General features: G+C 47.6%; 17 protein-coding genes. 4 read left to right on the top strand and 13 right to left on the bottom strand.

Annotation, left to right across the window (positions count from 1 at the left end; all coding sequences use genetic code 11):
- Positions 1-46 precede the first annotated feature (46 nt).
- From glmS to cdaA, 4 genes are all read right to left on the bottom strand, one after another.
- Positions 47-1,867: a glutamine--fructose-6-phosphate transaminase (isomerizing) gene (gene glmS / locus ABC765_RS01935; RefSeq protein ID WP_347952763.1), complete on the bottom strand. Its 1,821-nt coding sequence runs from the start codon at positions 1,865-1,867 to the stop codon at positions 47-49.
- 205 nt (positions 1,868-2,072) lie between these two features.
- Complete coding sequence (gene glmM / locus ABC765_RS01930; RefSeq protein ID WP_347952762.1) at positions 2,073-3,428, bottom strand: phosphoglucosamine mutase; 1,356 nt, start codon at positions 3,426-3,428, stop codon at positions 2,073-2,075.
- A gap of 57 nt (positions 3,429-3,485) precedes the next feature.
- Complete coding sequence (locus tag ABC765_RS01925) at positions 3,486-4,382, bottom strand: CdaR family protein (protein WP_347980594.1); 897 nt, start codon at positions 4,380-4,382, stop codon at positions 3,486-3,488.
- Positions 4,372-5,226, bottom strand: coding sequence for a diadenylate cyclase CdaA (gene cdaA, locus ABC765_RS01920; RefSeq protein ID WP_347952760.1), 855 nt, complete (start codon positions 5,224-5,226; stop codon positions 4,372-4,374). The genes ABC765_RS01925 and cdaA overlap by 11 nt, the downstream gene beginning before the upstream one ends.
- 130 nt (positions 5,227-5,356) lie before the next feature.
- Here cdaA and ABC765_RS01915 point away from each other — a divergent pair, with 130 nt between their 5' ends.
- A complete protein-coding gene (locus ABC765_RS01915; RefSeq protein WP_347952759.1) occupies positions 5,357-6,013 on the top strand; it encodes a DUF1361 domain-containing protein in 657 nt (218 codons plus the stop codon).
- A gap of 96 nt (positions 6,014-6,109) precedes the next feature.
- Here the strand turns inward: ABC765_RS01915 and murB are convergent, their stop codons facing one another.
- Positions 6,110-7,012 (bottom strand): UDP-N-acetylmuramate dehydrogenase, encoded by a 903-nt coding sequence (gene murB, locus ABC765_RS01910; protein ID WP_347963307.1) that lies wholly within the window; start codon positions 7,010-7,012, stop codon positions 6,110-6,112.
- Between the two features lie 125 nt (positions 7,013-7,137).
- On the opposite strand from murB, the gene ABC765_RS01905 reads away from it, so the two are divergent.
- Both ABC765_RS01905 and ABC765_RS01900 read left to right on the top strand, forming a co-directional pair.
- Positions 7,138-7,896 carry an exodeoxyribonuclease III gene (locus ABC765_RS01905; protein ID WP_347980593.1) on the top strand — a complete coding sequence of 253 codons (759 nt, stop codon included), beginning with the start codon at positions 7,138-7,140 and terminating at the stop codon, positions 7,894-7,896.
- Between the two features lie 12 nt (positions 7,897-7,908).
- A complete protein-coding gene (locus ABC765_RS01900) occupies positions 7,909-8,442 on the top strand; it encodes a 3'-5' exonuclease (RefSeq protein WP_347952756.1) in 534 nt (177 codons plus the stop codon).
- Between the two features lie 94 nt (positions 8,443-8,536).
- Here the strand turns inward: ABC765_RS01900 and ABC765_RS01895 are convergent, their stop codons facing one another.
- From ABC765_RS01895 to ABC765_RS01865, 7 genes are all read right to left on the bottom strand, one after another.
- The gene (locus ABC765_RS01895) at positions 8,537-10,570 is read right to left on the bottom strand and encodes a beta-galactosidase (protein WP_347980592.1); all 2,034 of its coding nucleotides are present in this window, start codon (positions 10,568-10,570) and stop codon (positions 8,537-8,539) included.
- 18 nt (positions 10,571-10,588) lie between these two features.
- Entirely contained in the window at positions 10,589-12,535 is a 1,947-nt protein-coding gene (locus tag ABC765_RS01890) for a glycoside-pentoside-hexuronide (GPH):cation symporter (protein WP_347952754.1), read from the bottom strand.
- Positions 12,536-12,742: 207 nt separating this feature from the next.
- Positions 12,743-13,747, bottom strand: a complete 1,005-nt coding sequence (locus ABC765_RS01885; protein ID WP_347952753.1) for a LacI family DNA-binding transcriptional regulator — start codon at positions 13,745-13,747, stop codon at positions 12,743-12,745.
- A gap of 115 nt (positions 13,748-13,862) precedes the next feature.
- A complete protein-coding gene (locus ABC765_RS01880; protein ID WP_347952752.1) occupies positions 13,863-14,381 on the bottom strand; it encodes a GNAT family N-acetyltransferase in 519 nt (172 codons plus the stop codon).
- The gene (tsaE, locus tag ABC765_RS01875; protein ID WP_347952751.1) at positions 14,374-14,841 is read right to left on the bottom strand and encodes a tRNA (adenosine(37)-N6)-threonylcarbamoyltransferase complex ATPase subunit type 1 TsaE; all 468 of its coding nucleotides are present in this window, start codon (positions 14,839-14,841) and stop codon (positions 14,374-14,376) included. The genes ABC765_RS01880 and tsaE overlap by 8 nt, the downstream gene beginning before the upstream one ends.
- 131 nt (positions 14,842-14,972) lie before the next feature.
- Positions 14,973-15,947 (bottom strand): phosphate acetyltransferase, encoded by a 975-nt coding sequence (gene pta / locus ABC765_RS01870; RefSeq protein ID WP_347980591.1) that lies wholly within the window; start codon positions 15,945-15,947, stop codon positions 14,973-14,975.
- 11 nt (positions 15,948-15,958) lie between these two features.
- Positions 15,959-16,660, bottom strand: coding sequence for a uracil-DNA glycosylase (locus ABC765_RS01865; RefSeq protein WP_347980590.1), 702 nt, complete (start codon positions 16,658-16,660; stop codon positions 15,959-15,961).
- Positions 16,661-16,796: 136 nt separating this feature from the next.
- Here ABC765_RS01865 and ABC765_RS01860 point away from each other — a divergent pair, with 136 nt between their 5' ends.
- Positions 16,797-17,399, top strand: coding sequence for a hypothetical protein (locus tag ABC765_RS01860; RefSeq protein ID WP_347980589.1), 603 nt, complete (start codon positions 16,797-16,799; stop codon positions 17,397-17,399).
- Between the two features lie 57 nt (positions 17,400-17,456).
- Here the strand turns inward: ABC765_RS01860 and smpB are convergent, their stop codons facing one another.
- Positions 17,457-17,930 (bottom strand): SsrA-binding protein SmpB, encoded by a 474-nt coding sequence (smpB, locus tag ABC765_RS01855; protein ID WP_039945957.1) that lies wholly within the window; start codon positions 17,928-17,930, stop codon positions 17,457-17,459.
- Between the last annotated feature and the right edge of the window lie 9 nt (positions 17,931-17,939).

The following is a 17,939-nucleotide window of genomic DNA, read 5'->3' as shown; positions in this document are numbered from 1 at the left end:
ATAAAATAAAAAAGAAGAAACGACAAACCGCTTCTTCTTTTTATAATTATTGTACCGTAACCGACTTAGCCAGGTTGCGCGGCTTATCAACGTCCAAGCCCTTGCCCAGACTCGTGTAGTAGGCAAGCAGCTGTGCAGGGACGACACTCAAAAGCGGCGTCAATAGTTCGTCAACGTCTGGAATGATGATATTGTCGTCTTCATGTGCCAGATGACGTGAAACAATCGTTAAAACAGCAGCGCCCCGTGACTGCGTTTCTTCCAGATTGCTGCGCGTAAGGCCCGCCGTCCGATCCTGGGTAATAATAGCAATTACCGGCGTTTGGTTTTCAATCAGCGCAATCGTACCATGCTTAAGCTCGCCGGATGCAAAGCCTTCCGCTTGAACATAGGAGATTTCCTTAAGCTTCAAGGCTGCTTCCAAAGAAACCGACCAGTCAATGCCCCGGCCAATGTAAAAGGCGTTGCGTGGCTTAGAGAGGTAGCGAGAGGCCAGCGCTTCAATGTCTTCTTTTGAGTCGGTAATTGACTGCATCCCGTTGGCAATCGTTCCCAGCTGGTGCTTTAAGTCGAAGTTTTGAGCAGCATCGCGACTCAGGTATTCACCCAATGCCTTGGCCAAAATAGCTTCAACCGCGATCTGAGCCGTGTAGGCCTTAGTGGAAGCAACGGCAATCTCTGGGCCAGCGTACAGCAGCAGGGTAAAGGTAGCCTCACGAGAAAGCGTTGACTTATCAACATTAGTAATCGTCAGGCTTGGCCAGTTGTGTTCATTGACGTGTACCAGTACTTCGCGACTGTCAGCCGTTTCACCACTTTGCGACAGGAACAGGAAGAACGGCTTGGAGCTAAGCAGCGGCTGCTCGTAGGCAAATTCTGATGAGATATGAACCGTAGTCGGCACGCCACAAAGCTTTTCGAACATCCGGGCCCCAATCAGGCCGGCATGATAGCTGGTCCCGGCACCGATAATGTAGATATGATCGGATTCCGCCATTGCCTGCAAAAGCTTTTCGCTGACCTGTGGCTGGTCGTCACTGTCAAAGTATTCTTGAACGAGCTTGCGCATTACGGCAGGCTGCTCATCAATTTCCTTTAGCATATAGAATGGGTAGGTACCCTTATCGGCAGCACTTGGATCCATGTCAACCTTAAAGGAATCGCGCTTCTTTTCCGTACCATCGAATTCTTCAATCGTTACATTGTCTGGCTTGACGATCACCAGCTCATGGTCGTTGATTTCCATAAACTCGTTGGTTTCATCAATCATCGACATGGCATCAGAACCTACCATGTTATAGCCTTGGCACAAACCAACCAGCAATGGGCTCTTATTCTTAGCCACAAACAGCGTATCTGGCTGTTCGCGATCCATTAGGGCAAAGGCATATGAAGAATCAGGACTGATCAAGCGCAGAACCTTAAGCAGCGCGTCCTTGGTATCCATCTTGTAGTCGACGACAAACTTGTCAACCAACTGAACGATAACTTCCGTGTCGGTTTGACTCTTGAATTCAACACCCTTAAGATATTCTTCTTTCAGCTGCTGATAGTTTTCAATGACCCCGTTGTGAACCAGGTAGAATCGTTCATCATTGGAGTAGTGCGGGTGCGCGTTGGTTTCATTTGGAACACCGTGCGTCGCCCAGCGAGTGTGGCCAATCCCAGCCAACCCTTTAACTTCTGGCGTTAAGGCAGCTTCCAGGTTGCTGATGCGCCCGGAACGCTTAACCAGGTAGTCATGTCCTTTTTCGTCGTTGACGTAGATGCCGGCGGAGTCGTAACCGCGGTATTCCAGACGCTTCAACCCGTCGATCAAAATGGAAACGCTGCGATCGTTTCCTGTAACACCAACAATTCCACACATAATATTTCCCATCCTTCAATAAAATTGGTATAGATAACTTTAAAATCAAGCTATTATTTAATAACACTATTGTATATTAATAATTGCCGGCCCCAATGTCAATCGATTAACCTCGATTGGTATAGAGTCGGCAATTTTTTAATAGTTTTAAAGGCGTCACGGCAACGATTCAGCCCCTCGCTGCCGGCCTAAATATTATCTAAGATTATTTAACTTCAAGCTCGCGGCGGGCAACTTCCGCGATTTTTTCAACATAGGCATGGACCAGTTCTTTGGTTGGCGCTTCAGCCATGATTCGCAAAAGCGGTTCAGTACCAGAAGGACGAACCAAGACACGCCCATCACCGTTCATTTCTTTTTCAACATCGGCAATGACAGCCTTCAAAGCTGGATTGTCCATCGCAGCTTGCTTGTCAGCCACAGTAATATTGACCAGTTCTTGTGGATAGGTCTTGACATCAGATGCCAGTTCCTTAAGGCTCTTGCCACTGGATTTAACGACCTGCAGCAGCTGCAGTGCCGTCAGCATCCCATCACCAGTCGTATTATGGTCAAGGAAGATAATGTGGCCTGACTGCTCGCCACCCAGATTGTAGCCTGACTTCAGCATTTCTTCAACGACATAACGATCGCCAACCTTAGTCTGCACGCTCTTCATGCCATGAGCCTCCATTGCCTTGTACATTCCCAGGTTGCTCATCACCGTGGTAACGATGGTATCTTTTTTCAAGCGGCCGTTTTCATTCAGATACTTGCCGCAGATGTACATGATCTTGTCGCCGTCAACCAGATTGCCCTCGCTGTCAACGGCAATGCAGCGGTCGCCATCACCATCAAATGCCAGACCTAGATCGGCATGGTTGGCAACGACGGCTTCCTGCAGACTTTCCGGATGCGTTGATCCACAGTCGAGGTTGGTGTTGAGACCATTAGGATTGGCATGAATCGGCGTAAAATCAACATTTAAATCCGCCAACAGATTGGAGACAAAGCCGCTGGTAGCACCATTGGCAGCATCAACAACCACCTTTAGGCCAGACAGATCCGTTGAAATCGTCTGTTCCAAAAAGGACGTGTATTTGAGCGCGCCTTCGTGGTAGTCCTCAACCGTTCCCAAACCAGCATCGGATGGTCGTGGCAAAGTATCCGTTTCAGCATCCAGCAGCTGTTCGATCTCATATTCCAGCTCATCGGAAAGCTTGAAGCCATCGCTGCCAAAATACTTGATTCCATTATATTGGATTGGATTATGACTGGCCGTGATCATTACACCAGCATCGGCCCCCTGTGCTCTAACCAGGTAGGCAACGCCAGGCGTAGTGACGACGCCTAAGCGCAGCACCTCGATGCCGACCGAAAGCAGGCCAGCAACCAAGGCATTTTCCAGCATTTGACCGGAAATTCGCGTATCACGGGAAACCAAGACTTGGGGCTGCTTGCGTTCTGAGTGCCGAGTCAAGACATAGCCCCCGGCACGGCCAACCTTAAAAGCCAGTTCTGGACTCAGGTCGCGATTGGCCACGCCACGAACGCCATCAGTTCCAAAATATTTTAACTTCATGTTTCTCCTCGTTTCTGGGCTAAAAAGCTCCGTTAAAATTCACTATGTTTGATTATACTACTTTGTGTCATTTTCGCTTGCCGAAACCGACGAATTATTTGACTGACTGCCAGATGACGAGCTGGCTGAACTGTGCTTGGCTGAAGAAGCACTCGCAGACTCCGCTGAACTGCCAGAATCAGACTGCGTTATCGCCGAACTGGTCGCTGAAGACGAACTGGAATTCTTGTCGCCACTGTCAGTCTGGCTGATTGGCACGGTTACGGAGACCGTATTTGGCATGATCACCACGTTCATTGTCTGACCGCTTTCATTGATTGCCTGCAGTGTTACCGTCCGATGCAGCGTACTTTGCGCGTTTTTAGGCACGTTGACATAAGCAATTACTTTGGCAACCTGCTGAACCTCGCTTTTGGCCCCAGTAATCTGAACCTTTTCCAGTGCAGCTTTGGGTGTTCCGATCTGATAGCTGCCATTTAAGGTTTTAGAGCTTAAGCGTACTTCTACCGGCACCGTCGCGGTATTGCGCGATTGAATGTTGACCTTGATCTTAGCTGGCGTGATCGTATAGCTCAATTCCTTATTCAAGCCCGATGCCTTTAGACGCACCTCATGCTTACCGGTTCCCAGCTTGGTCAGATCAGCATAGACCTTAAAATTTTGCGTATTGGCCGTGGTCGTTACCAAGGCAGAAGGTCCGGTAATCTTGATTTTGACATATTGTGGAAAGCCGGTGACGACGTACTTTTCCGAATTCGACTCAACCTCCAGCGGTATCTTGAGCGTCTGCGTCTTATTGGCCATCAGCGCAGTATTTTGGCCATTTTGCGATGACTGACGCGTATCGCTGCTTTTGCTGCCAGTAACGTATATAAATAATAGGATTGCCAATACCAAGGAAACGATTCGCAATACCCAGACGTGGTCGAACAGGCCCATCTTGTCATTTTTCATGCTGATCGCCTCCCTGCTTACGAAAACGCTGCATTAGATTGGTAAGAAAATTCTCGGGACTTGGATGCTGAGGAGTTTCGGTATAAAGCTGCGCCCGCAAAAACTTTAGGTAGTCTTTACGTGACATGCCCCGCATCAGCTCGTTGTTTTTGGTGATCGAGACTTCACCAGTTTCTTCTGAGACCACAATCGTCAGCGCGTCGGTAACCTCGCTGATGCCGACTGCCGCGCGGTGCCGCGTCCCAAGATCTTTAGGAATCAGCTTCGAGTCAGAAAGCGGCAGATAAGCGGCAGCGACAGCGATGCGATTATTTTTGATGATCACGGCCCCATCATGCAGCGGCGTATTTGGAATAAACGTATTGATCAAAAGGGCCCCGGTAACTTCGGCATCCAATGGTATCCCCGTTTCAATATATTCTTCCAGACCGGTTTCCATCTCAATACAGATCAAGGCCCCGATCCGTCGTTTAGAAAGATATTGAATCGCCTGGTCCAATTGCCGAATCAAGTCCTCTTCCTCTTCGTTGGCTTTAGGCGTACGGGCAAACAGCGCGCCACGACCTAAATGCTCCAGCCCCCGCCGAATCTCTGGCTGAAAGATCACGACAATGGCGATGACCCCCCAGTTGATGACCTGATCCATCACCCAAGAAACCGTGCTGAGCCCGATATACCAACTGATCAGCTTAACCAGGATGATAATCAGAATCCCTTTGAACAGCTGCACGGCCTTAGTCCCGCGAACCAGCATCAACAACTCATAAATCAAAAACCAGATGACTAAAATATCAATCAGATTGACCAGATTATGCCAGTTGAGGAGTGATGCAAGAAACTGCAATATATATCTCTCCCTTCTGCCTTAAAATAAAATTCTTAAATATGATTATATCATTAAAAATGTTCGTTATTTAACCAGTCAAGTCGATTGTCTGTTATGCTAGGCGTAAGTTTTTTAAAGAGGTGGTTTTTTGCCTAGACTGTCTTATCAATGGAAATTAAGACTTTATTTTTTGATTCTGCTGGCAACTCTGCAGCTGCTGTTAAAGTCGCCGTTTAATTTTATGGTTCTGAACGTTTTTCTAGCCTATCTGCCAATCGAGTTTAGTTTTTGGGTCCAGCATTTTGCCGATCGACGCTCACTGGCTTTTTGGTCGCTGCTGTTTTTATGGCTGATTTTTTATCCCAATGCTCCCTACGTCATGACTGATCTCTTCCATCTTTCATGGCTGCATCCGCATACCAGTACTACTGGCATCTTACGTACTGATCCTAAGATGTGGCTGATTTTTGCGCTGATGGTTCTGTCGGCATTCAGCTGTGCGATCTTTGGCACGGTCGAGATGGCCCGCCTCAGTCGACTGTTAGAAAAAATGCTGACGCCTAAATTTTCCCATAGTCATTTAATTTGGGTTGGCTGCTTCTCTTTTCTAGCCGGCATTGGCATCTATATTGGCCGTTTTTTGCGTCTGCACTCAATCTACCTTTTTATAACGCCATCATGGTTCTTTAGGCAGCTGTTAAGCATCTGGAGCTGGCCGATGATTGAATTTGTCTTGATTATGACCATATTGCAGCTGCTGATTTACTGGTGCCTGCACGTGATCAAGCAGACTGATTTGATATAATTGATGATTCTCGTCGCCAACTGGGACGGGAATTTTTTTTGCCAAAATAAAAACCAGGATCGTCAGTGACAATCCCAGTCAAATTCACAAGACTTTTTATTCAGCTTCCCGGCCGATAATGCGGACCTCAGTTTCCAAGCTGACACCGAATTTTTCTTTAACGGTTGCTTGAACATGATGAATTACGTTTAGATAATCCGTTGCCGTACCATGATCAACATTAACGATAAAACCGGCATGCTTGGTTGAAACCTGCGCGCCGCCTGAGGTATATCCCTGCAGACCAGCATCATGAATCAGTTTGCCGGCAAAGTAGCCTTCTGGACGCTTGAAGACTGAACCGCAAGATGGCAGTTCCAACGGCTGCTTGGCGGCTCGCCGTGCATTCAGATCATCCATCAACGCGGTAATCTCAGCTTGATTCCCTGGTTTGAGATCAAACACGGCTTCCAAGACGATGCCGTGGTTATCCTGAACCGCGCTGTGCCGATAGCCAAAATCAAGCTCTTCATTGTTATAGTGCTTGATCGTTCCATCTGGCAGCATTGCAGTGACTTCACTGGCAACGTTTTTGGTTTCACCACCATAGGCACCGGCATTCATAAAAATTGCCCCACCAACGCTGCCAGGAATGCCAGCAGCAAATTCAAGGCCAGTCAGCGAATGGTCGCGAGCTGCCTTGGTCGTTTCAATGTATGAGGCCCCAGCCTGAGCAATGACGCGATTGCCTTCAACTTGAATCCCATTCATCTGGGTCAGAATCATGGTCAGACCTTCAATACCGCCATCGCGCACGATCAGATTGCTGGCATTGCCGATTACCGTCAATGGCATGGCATTGGTATTGGCAAACTGAACCAGCTTTTGAACTTCCGCAACGTCTTTAGGAAACGCCAGCCAGTCTGCCGGACCGCCAGTTTTAGTATTGGTGTACTTTGAAAGTGGCTCGTCTTTTAAGATTTGAATATCAGGAAATTCCTGCATCAGATTATTTGCCATAAATTCGTTCTCTCGCTTTCTCAACAAAAATTCGTCAATCTTTTCTTATTGTAGCATTCTTTTGGAAATTGACGATCCGAACCTCTACAATAGTACTAGATAATTTATTTGCGAGGTTGACTGCAATGACCAAATTTATTTCTTGGAACGTCAATGGATTAAGGGCCGCAATCAAGCATGGCTTTTTACAGGTTTTCACTGAAATGGACGCGGATTTTTTCTGCATCCAAGAAACCAAACTAGCGCCTGGCCAATTGAATCTTGATTTGCCCGGCTATCATCAATACTGGAACTATGCCGAAAAGAAAGGCTATTCGGGTACGGCCATCTTTGCCAAACAGCCACCGCTTAGCGTTCACTATGGCATTAATGTACCAGAGTTTGATCATGAAGGCCGTGTCATCACTTTAGAGTATCCTGATTTCTATCTGATCAATACCTATGTGCCCAATTCCGGTGCTGAACTGAAGCGCTTGGATTTTCGACACGATTTTAATGAAGCTTTTTATGAATACGTTAATCAGCTGAGTCAGCAAAAAAGCATCGTTTGGTGTGGCGATCTCAACGTGGCCCATCAAGAAATCGACTTAAAAAATCCGCAGAGCAATCATCATCATCCAGGATTTACCGATGAAGAGCGCTTTGACTTCTCCAAGCTGCTAAAAAGCGGTTTTACTGATACGTTCCGTTATTTTTATCCTGATCAAGAGCACAGCTATTCTTGGTGGAGCTATCGTTTCCACGCTCGTCAGCGCAATGCTGGCTGGCGGATTGATTATTTCGTTGCCTCAGCCGATCTTGACTCACAGCTGATCGATGCCAAGATTCATGATCAGATTCTTGGCAGTGATCACTGTCCCGTCGAATTAGACATTCAGTTATAGGAGGGAATTAAAATGAACTTTGTTGCGATGGACTTTGAAACTGCCAGTGGCAAACGCTGGTCGGCCTGCTCGCTTTCTTTAGTCGTCGTTCGTCAAAATCAAATCGTTGATGAGTTCTACACCTTGATCAATCCACAGACGCCTTTTTTCTGGCGCAACGTTCAGATCCATGGCATTCATGAAAAAGACGTTGCCAATGCCCCTGTCTTTCCTGAAGTCTGGGAGCATATTCAGCCATTCTTTGATGCCAACAAGCTGGTGATTGCCCATAACGCCTCATTTGACAACAGCGTTCTCAAAAATACGCTGACTCATTATGAATTGCCGGTTCCCAGCTTCTTATCATTGGACACGCTAAAGACCAGTCGCCAGTTCTGGCCGCAGCTGCCTAACCACAAACTCAATACGATCTGTGATGCATTGAATATTCAGCTGCATCATCACCATAACGCGCTTGATGATGCTCAGGCCTGCGCCAATATCCTGCTGACGCAAAATCGCCAGTTCGGCCCGGAAATGATCAAGCCGTTTATCGTTAATGTCTAGTCATCGATTCAGCAAAAAAGCACCGTCAGTTTTGACGGTGCTTTTTTGGACCGGCTGACCGCCGATCAAGAGAGTTTTAATGTCTTGAGAAAGCCTATTGATCCATGCCGCGTTTTAAAATCTCAACGTCCCATGGCCCCAGTTTGGCTTTCGGAGCGGCTCCGGTCAAGATATCCACGAAGCCGGCCTGCTGCAGATCGGTTGGCAGCAGGCGCGACTCATTGCGCAGATTAAGCACAAAGTAGAGTTCCTGTCCGTCCTTAACGCGCCGCGTAATTTCAAGATCGGTTGTTTGGCTGGTTAGGCCGGTAAGCCCAGTCCGATCAATGACGTGCTCAATTACTTTGCCAAGTCCCTGATCATCTAAACGCGTGCCAACGTACCAAGCCAGTCCCTTGCCAAATACATTTTCGACTACGGCTGGCGTGCCGGCATAAAATTCACTGGCATAATGAGCCAATGCCCGAGTTTTTGATCCCGTCAGATGAATCTGATCACACAGCAGCCGCCCTTCATACCGCTGCGCTGACTGATCAAAAGCTACTTTGACGGTTTGTCCTGGTACCGTCGCATCAGTTTCTTCAACCCAGATGCCCAATACCTTGCTTAAAGGACCTGGATAGCCGCCCAAGTAGACGTTGTCGGATTCATCAACCATCCCTGATGCATAGGTTGTCAGCAGATGGCCGCCATTTTGCACATAATCGCTGATCTTTTCGCCCAGTCCCTTTTTGACCATGTACAATACTGGCGCGACGATCAGATCATATTGTGAAAAGTCATCGTCAACGCCAATCACGTCAACCGGAATCTGGTGCTGATAAAACTGACGGTAATAGTCCATGATCAAAGGCACATACTGCAGATCCTGCGTAATCCCGGCCACGTACTCAAAGGCCCAGAAATTGCTCCAGTCAAAAACAATGGCTGCTTTGGCCGGGGTCGCGGCATCCTTAAAATCGGCACCCACTTTTTTCAGATCATGTCCCAGGCGTGCTACTTCTTGAAATGCGCGCGTATCAGTTCGCTGCGAATGGCTGATTACGGCGCCATGAAATTTTTCGGATCCCCCTACGGCCTGCTTCAACTGAAAATACTGAACGGTGTCAGCACCATGAGCCACAGCCTGCAGTTCCGTTGCCCGCATTTGATTAGGGCGCTTCAACGGACTGTATGGCTGCCAGTTGACCTGCGAAGGCGTTGATTCCATCAGCATGAACGGCTGGTGTTTCAATCCCCGCATTAAGTCATAGCGAAACGCGGCCACATAGGCTGGATCGTCATAGGCTGGGTAGCTGTCATAGGCAATGATGTCTTGATCCTTGGCCCAGGCATGATAGTCGATCCACTTATTAGGCGTGCCATGGAAATTGGTCAGAATCGGTGTCTGCTTGTCATATTTTTCAATCGTCTGTTTTTCAAGATTATATAACGAAAGCATTGCATCCGACTGAAAACGCAGATAGTCAACCGACAGCCCAGCCACGATCGTATGCGTGCCTTCTGCTCCCCAGGCATCGCCCAGCTCGTTGGGAACTTGAATCTCATCCCAGTCATAGATCGTATGGCTCCAGACATTGTTGTCCCAAGCCTGATTTAGATTATCCAGCGTTTGATAGCGCTGCTTGAGCCATTCTTGAAAAGCCCGGCGACAGTTTTCACAATAGCAGTTGCCGCCATACTCATTATTAACGTGCCAAGCCACGATATGCGAATTGCCAGCATAGCGCCGGGCCAATTGATCAACCAATCGACCTGCTAATCGGCGATAGTTGGCTGAACTTGGGCAGAAATTATGGCGTTGACCAAAGACGTGCCGTCGCCCTTGATAGTCAACTCTGGCGACATCCGGATACTTTTTAAACATCCAGGCAGGCATCGCGGCCGTGGAAGTTGCCATAACGATCTTAAAGTCAGCCTGACTCAGCTTTGCAACGATATGATCCAGTTTTTTAAAATCATATTCGCCTTCACGCGGTTCTAAAAGGGCCCATGAAAAGACGTTGATCGTTGCCGAATTGATGTCGGCCTGCTTAAAGACCTTGATATCGTCATCCCAATCTGTTTCTGGCCATTGATCAGGATTATAGTCACCGCCATATAGAACGGTCGGCAGTCCCTGCTTCATACTTCTCCCTCCAAGCCTTTATTTTTTATATTCTGCTTTGGCAATTGGCTGGCCATGCTCAACCTTGGCTCCAAGCCGAAGCTCTTGCAACTGAACTTTTTGCGGCTGTGTTAAAAAGTCGACAACGATATCATCATAACCGCTTTGTAAAATCAGATCACGGTTGAATTCCATCAACAGCTCACCGGCATGCACGGTCTGTCCTTCTTGGAAATGAATATTAAAGCCGGCACCACGCATATTAACCGTACCAATACCCACGTGAATTACCAGGCCAATGCCGTTAGCTGATTCAATTTCAAAGGCATGCTGCGTTGAGAAGGCAAACTTGATCGTACCATCAAACGGTGCATAGATGCGGCCATCGGCTGGCTTAATCGCAAAGCCTTTGCCAGGGAAGCCTTTCGTGCCGTCTTCATTGATTATGGAAGCAAGATCAACGACTTTTCCATCGACTGGAGCCAAAAGCGTTAACGTCGTTTGATCGGCAGAGACATTCTCAACTGCTTCTTCACCGTTGCCAGCCGCAAGTTCATTCTTTAATTCTTCAACGACTTGAGCATGCTTTTTTTCGCTCAGCGTAACCTTGCTTAAGAAAATGACGATTGACAGCAGCGCCAAAACCATTGGAATGTAAAAGGCCATGCCATCAAACGTACGAATGCTCTTGGCAGTCATATCAGCTGCCGTAGCGCTGCCAGTCATGCCACAGGCTAAGGCAATCCAGCCAACCAGACCATTTGAGATCGCGCCCGTCAGCTTATCAATCATCGGCCGTACTGCTAAAACAACGGCTTCGTTTCGCTGACCAGACTTAAGCTGGCCATATTCAATCGCATCCGTCAGCGTCAAAACCGTTACCAGCTGAGCACAGTTGACGTTGAACAAAACCAACCCCAGATCCATTACATAGACGTTGCTGCGGCCAAAGATAAAAATCAGGTAGGCCGCTACCATGCAGCATTGACCAATCGTAAACAGCCATTTTCTTGGTACGTATTTGTTAAAAATCGGAAACAGCGGGCTGACAAAGAAACCAACGATCGTCGCAATTACCCCAACGACCCAGAAATGACCGGGTTCGCCGATAACGAACTTGTACAGATAGAACAAGACCCCATTGGTAATAACATAGGCACAAGAATACATCAGGTATGCCAGTGCCGGCCACATGATCTGGTCGTTATGGAAAATTGCTGAAAAGACGTCCTTGATCGAGGTTTTTTGTTTGGCTGATTGCCGAATAATGTTGTCGTTTTCCTTAGTTCCCAAACAAACCGCCAAAGCACTCAGCAACGCCAGCAGCGTAACGATTGCCGCAAAAGCAAACCAGCCGGCTGGACCTTCAGTACGATGCCCAGTTGCCAGATAGGTAAAAGTCGTAACGATTGGCACTACGATAATCGTCAAGCCATTCCAGCCAATCGTGCCGGCAAAGGCCCCCAGTGAGGTATAGATGCTGCGTTCATGCGAGTCTTCGCTCAACGCTGGTACCATGCCCCAATAGGAAACATCAGAAAAAGAATAGAAAATATCAAACGTAATGAAGATCACGACAAATAAAATCGCAAACAGGACCCAGTTGACCTTTGCCAAGCCAAAAATTCCGGTAAACAGGACTAAAAGCAAGGCCCCACTAACGATATTGCCCCATAAGATCCAAGGCTTAAACTTGCCCCAGCGTGTGTGCGTATTGTCGACGATATTGCCCAGCAGCGGATCGATAACCAGCTCAATAATCCGTACCCCGACAATCAAGCCGGTAATCAGTCCGATTAAACGGTTGGCAACTGATTTGCTTAATCCAGCAAACATGCCGCTGGTAACAAAAATAATGAAATAATTGCTCATAACGCCATAAAAAGCAGAGTGGCCGACATTCCCAAAACAAAATGCCGAACGAGAAATCCACTGCTGCTTGCTTAAATGCTGCCGTGGCGCTGCAGTCTTGGTGGTAGTATCCACGATAATGCCTCCCTTTATTTACTCTCACTCAAATCCATCTCGTAATCGATCGTTTCGTTCTAAATGCATTTATTTGAAATCGCTTACAACTAATATTGTACGCATTTAACGAGTAAAGTAAATAATTTATCATAAAAAATAAATCATTTACCATATTTAGTAAATGATTTATTCGATCCAGCCATTATCACAGATATATCTTTCATTTTATTTCAGTTTAAAACTTTCACGCATAATTAAATTGGTATCAACCAATGCATGAACGTGCGGCCGCTCTGGATTAGCGATTGCATCCCGGAGAATATTCAGCGCCATACGGGAAATCACCTTTTGATTGATGTTATACGTCGAAAGCGGCGGCGATACGTATTCGGCAATATCGCTGTTGTTGATGCTGATGATGCTGGTATCACGCGGTACGATCACTCCAGCATCGTTAAACGCCTGGAGTACCCCAACGCTTAAGGTATCCGAGGCAATTAAAAAGCCCTCCGGCAGCTGATCACCGTATTGCTTGATGGCCGCTTCTCCCAACTGGCGACCGTTTAAAACACTGAACGAGCCACTGGAAAAGACATCCGCCTGTTTAAATTCAAGTTCCTCAGCCACGACTCTAAAGGCCGTTTCCCGTGAGTCTCTTTGTCTTGGCCGCTTACCGATCTGTGGACCGATACCGCCAATAAAGGCAATCCGCTGATAGCCGGCATCAGCAAACTGTTCCAGGGCATCACGCACCGTCATCGACAGATTGGGCTGTACTGAATCAAACAGATGCGGCAATGGATCCGTGTCAACAAACACCCCCGCTGGCAGCAGCCGATGCAGTCGCTTAAAAACGTTCAGCTCAACGTTGTCGTCACCAACACATAAAAAGCCTTGAAATTCGTCTGCCTGATCAATCAGCTCCTCGGCATATTGAAAGACCTTGACCTGCATGCCGGCATCTTCAATCGTTTTCAGCAGGGCATCCTTAAGACTGGCAAAATATGAGTCCTGCAGCTGTTCTTGGTTGTTCATCCGAAACAGCAATGCGATCGTGGGTGCAACTGCTGGCTTCTTGCGGTCTTTCCAATACCCCAGCTGGTTGGCAACTTTTAAAATCTTGTTGCGCGTCGTTTGGGTAACTGAAAGCGTCTGATCGTTATTGAGCAGGCGCGAGACCGTAGCTGGTGAATAGCCAGAGCGCTGGGCAATCTCTTTGATGGTAACCATTTGCTCACCTCTTCTGCTTAGTTGCGTGCTTTTATTATACCTTATTTAGTAAATCTAAGTAAATAATAAGTAAATAAAATCGCGAAACAGCCAGCTGCCGTTCCGCGTTGCTTGATTATTCATGATCAGCTGCCGCGGGCTGAAACTCCATTAGAACTGCCGCACGCTGCTGACCTTGTTGATCAGTCACCCTAGCCTCACCGGTCTTGACAAAGCCATACTTTTGATAAAGCTTGATGGCCGGCACGTTATCGCTAAAAACGTCCAATACCAGCTTTTGCAGGGTACTGTAGTTTGCAAACCAGTACGTAGCCTCATCAACTAAGAGGCTGCCAATCCCGTTTCGCCAAAAGTCCTTTAAGACCGCCACCCCCAGCTCGCCTACCTGCGGCCGATCAGCCAGTTCCATGATCGTAACGATACCAATGGGATGATTTTCGTACTGAGCCAGTAAAATCAATGAGTCAGTACTGTCGTTAATATCATAAAGACTGTACGCCTCCTGTTCGACCGTCAGCGTGTCCAGATGCGGCACCAAGATGGCCGAGCTCTCTTGAGAAAGCTGTTTGAGCAGGTTCAGGATTGCCTGTGCATCATCTGGCGTGGCCAGCTTGATTCCAACCGTTTCAGTCATAATCTGCCACCAAGCGTTCCACTAATGATTCAAAGTGCCGTCCATGCGGTTCAAAACTCAGCTCACGGGTCTGTTCATCATCAGTCCGCTTAAAATTGATTGCCAAAAATTCTGCCGGCAATTCGTCTTCAATAAATTCTGCCCATTCAACCACACTGATGCCATCGCCATCAAAATATTCTTCCAGTCCTAAGTCTTCAGCCCCGCCATTCTCAAGTCGATAGATATCCATATGATAAAGCGGCAGGCGTCCTGATTGATATTCACGAATAATCGTAAAAGTCGGGCTCTTGATCACGTCTGAAATACCCAGACCAGCTGCCAGTCCTTTGGTAAAAGTGGTCTTGCCAGCTCCCAGATCGCCATTTAATACGATTACGTCGCCAGCCTGCAAAAACGGAGCCAGTTTCTTTCCTACCGCCATCGTTGCTTCTCGATTGTGTAAAGTTAGTTGAGTCATTATCATTATCCTTTGCTGGAATTGACCATTTTGATCAAATCAACGATCATGGCCTTCGATAGTTCCTATTTTATCGTATCCTGCCCGTAGATCAAAAAGGTCGCTTGACTTTTGTCAAACGACCTTTGCGTTTACAGTGCCTGAGCAGCCGTAATCAGAGCAACCTTATAAACGTCTTCTTCGTTGCATCCCCGTGACAGATCGGCAATTGGTGCATTCAAACCTTGCAGAACCGGACCGATAGCTTCAAAACCACCCAAGCGCTGAGCAATCTTGTAGCCAATGTTGCCGGCTTCCAGACTTGGGAAGACAAAGACATTGGCATGACCTGCAACCTTGGATCCAGGAGCCTTCAATTCTGCAACGGCTGGAACGATTGCCGCGTCAAACTGCAGCTCGCCGTCAACAGCCAGTTCTGGATCTGCTTCCTGGGCCAGTTTAGTCGCTTCGGCAACCTTGGTAACCATTTCGCCTTTTGCTGATCCCTTGGTTGAAAAGCTCAGCATGGCAACACGGGGATCAATGCCAAACAGTTTGGCCGTCTTGGCACTTTCAACGGCAACCTCAGCCATCGTTGGCGCATCCAGTTCAATGTTGATGGCACAGTCAGCAAAAATGTAGCGCTGATCGCCTTTTTGCATCAAGAATGCCCCGCTGATCCGCTTGATGCCAGGCTTGGTCTTAACGATCTGCAAAGCGGGCCGGACCGTGTCGCCAGTTGAGTGAACCGCGCCAGAAACCATCCCGTCAACTTTGCCCATGTAGACCAGCATCGTAGCAAAATAGCTGACGTCTTTTAGCATTGCGTCGACCTGTTCTGGTGTATTCTTACCGTGACGCCGTTCTAAAAGCGCGGTATGCATTGCCTGATAGTCAGCGGCTGGGTAGGTCTGCGGGTCCATGATTTCAACCCCCGTCAGATCAATGTCATCCTGTTTGGCAGCTGCTTTGATCTTGGCTTCATTTCCCAGCAGAATCGGCGTCAGCAGACCATCATGCGCTAGACGAGCTGCTGCGCCAAAGATCCGTTCATCCTCACCCTCTGGAAAAACGATCCGCTTGTCTTGTGATGAAAGCTGTGACTTTAAGTGTTCAAATACATCCATTATTCATAACCTCATTTCAATTGTGCGTCAATATCAACATGTTCGGGCAGACGCCAGTCAATCGGTGTCTCACCCATTGCCACCAGGGCCTCATTGGTTTTAGAAAAGGGCTTTGAGCCAAAGAAGCCGCGGTTGGCAGAAAAAGGACTGGGGTGCGGTGATTGCAGAACAATGTTGGTCTGCGTGTTGATCAAAGGAATTTTTGATTGGGCTGCCTTGCCCCAAAGAATAAACACCACTGGTCGCGGCCGTTCAGACAACGCATGAATCGCTGCATCCGTAAGCTGCTCCCAACCATGACCGCGGTGCGAGAACGCCTGACCAGCCCGAACGGTGAGCACGGAATTTAACAACAGCACGCCTTGATCGGCCCACTTTTTTAAATAGCCATGCTCAACTGGCGGATAGCCAAGATCGTCTTGCAGCTCTTTATAGATGTTTTGCAAAGAAGGCGGAATCTTAACGCCTGGCAAAACTGAAAAACTGCAGCCGTGTGCCTGGTGCGGTCCATGATAGGGATCCTGTCCTAAGATTACCACCTTTACCTTTGAAAAGGGAGTCCATTCAAAGGCTTCAAAAATATGATGCATCTCTGGATAGATCGTCTGATGGGCATATTCGTCAGCTAAAAAAGCATGCAGCTGGGCATAGTAGGCAGATTCAAACTGGGGCTCAAGCACGCCCCACCAATCGTTATGGATAAGTTGTTTCAAAGTCAGCACCTCGTGAATATTTTAACATGATTATTACAAATACGATACCTATTTTGATCGCGTTAATTGACTGTTTTTATTGCCGACAGCTGTTAAAATGGTAGTTAGATATTTAGGAAAAGTGGTGATTTCTGTCATGCGGCAATTGTACATCCGCGACCGTTCAACCGACTTGAACAGTGCTACCGTCATTCATGACGAAAGCGGCCATTCATGCTACCTGTTAGCCGGTAAATGGGGGATTCGCTATGATGCACTTTCATTATATACGATGAGCGGTGAATTGTTAGCCGAAGCCAAGCAATTAACGCTCGGTCTTACGCCAAAATTCGCTCTTTATTTAAATCGGCGTCAAGTTGGCACGATCGGCAAATCACTGGGACTTTTTCATGAACTGATCTATATCCACGGTCTCAACTGGATTGTCGTCGGCTCATTAGTAAGTGGACGCTTCAAGGTCTTTTGCGGCAGCCGCTTGATCTTTGCAGTTGAGCCGGTGTCAAATACTGGTGGCTTCTGCAGCTGTTTAAGCGTCACCAATCAAGCCGATGAGCCATTAGCGATCTTAACGGCCACCATCATCAACCGCTGGGCCAGACATCATGATCGCCAGCCGCTGCGGGAACGATTGCGTCAGCTGAATCCGATGTCATCAACTGACCAGGGCGATCTAAGCATGGGATTCGTGCCTAAAACGCTGCTTAATGATCAAAACATCGGCAATCATCAGCCAGAATAAAAACGGGGTGCATCTTTTTTAGAATGCACGCCCGTTTTATTTTGCGCAAAATCTGATTTAGTAATGTTTCAAAACACGTTCGATCTGGCGCTCCTGCTCACGCTTCTTGATCGACTCGCGCTTGTCGTATTCATGCTTCCCCTTGGCCAATCCCAGCAGTACTTTGGCATAGCCATGCTTGATATACATTTTCAGTGGAATCAGCGTAATCCCTTTGGTCGACAGCTCACCGGCAATCTTTTTAATCTCTTTTTTATGCAGCAGCAGCTTGCGATTGCGCAGCGGATCATGATTAAAGAAGGTGCCGTTGTCATATTGGCTGATATGCACGTTCATCAGCCATAATTCACCGTTATGAAGCTGAGCAAAGCCATCTTTAAGATTGACGCGCCGAGCTCGGACCGATTTGATCTCAGTCCCAGTCAAAGCGATCCCGGCTTCATAAGTCTCTAAAACTGAATAGTCGTGACGCGCTTTTTTGTTCTGCGCGATTAGATTATCATCTTTTTCGTGATGGGATTTTTTTGCCATCTTGTTTCC

Source organism: Limosilactobacillus sp. WILCCON 0051, from assembly GCF_039955095.1.
GTDB lineage: Bacteria > Bacillota > Bacilli > Lactobacillales > Lactobacillaceae > Limosilactobacillus > Limosilactobacillus allomucosae.
This window is presented reverse-complemented; position numbering and strand designations above follow the sequence as displayed.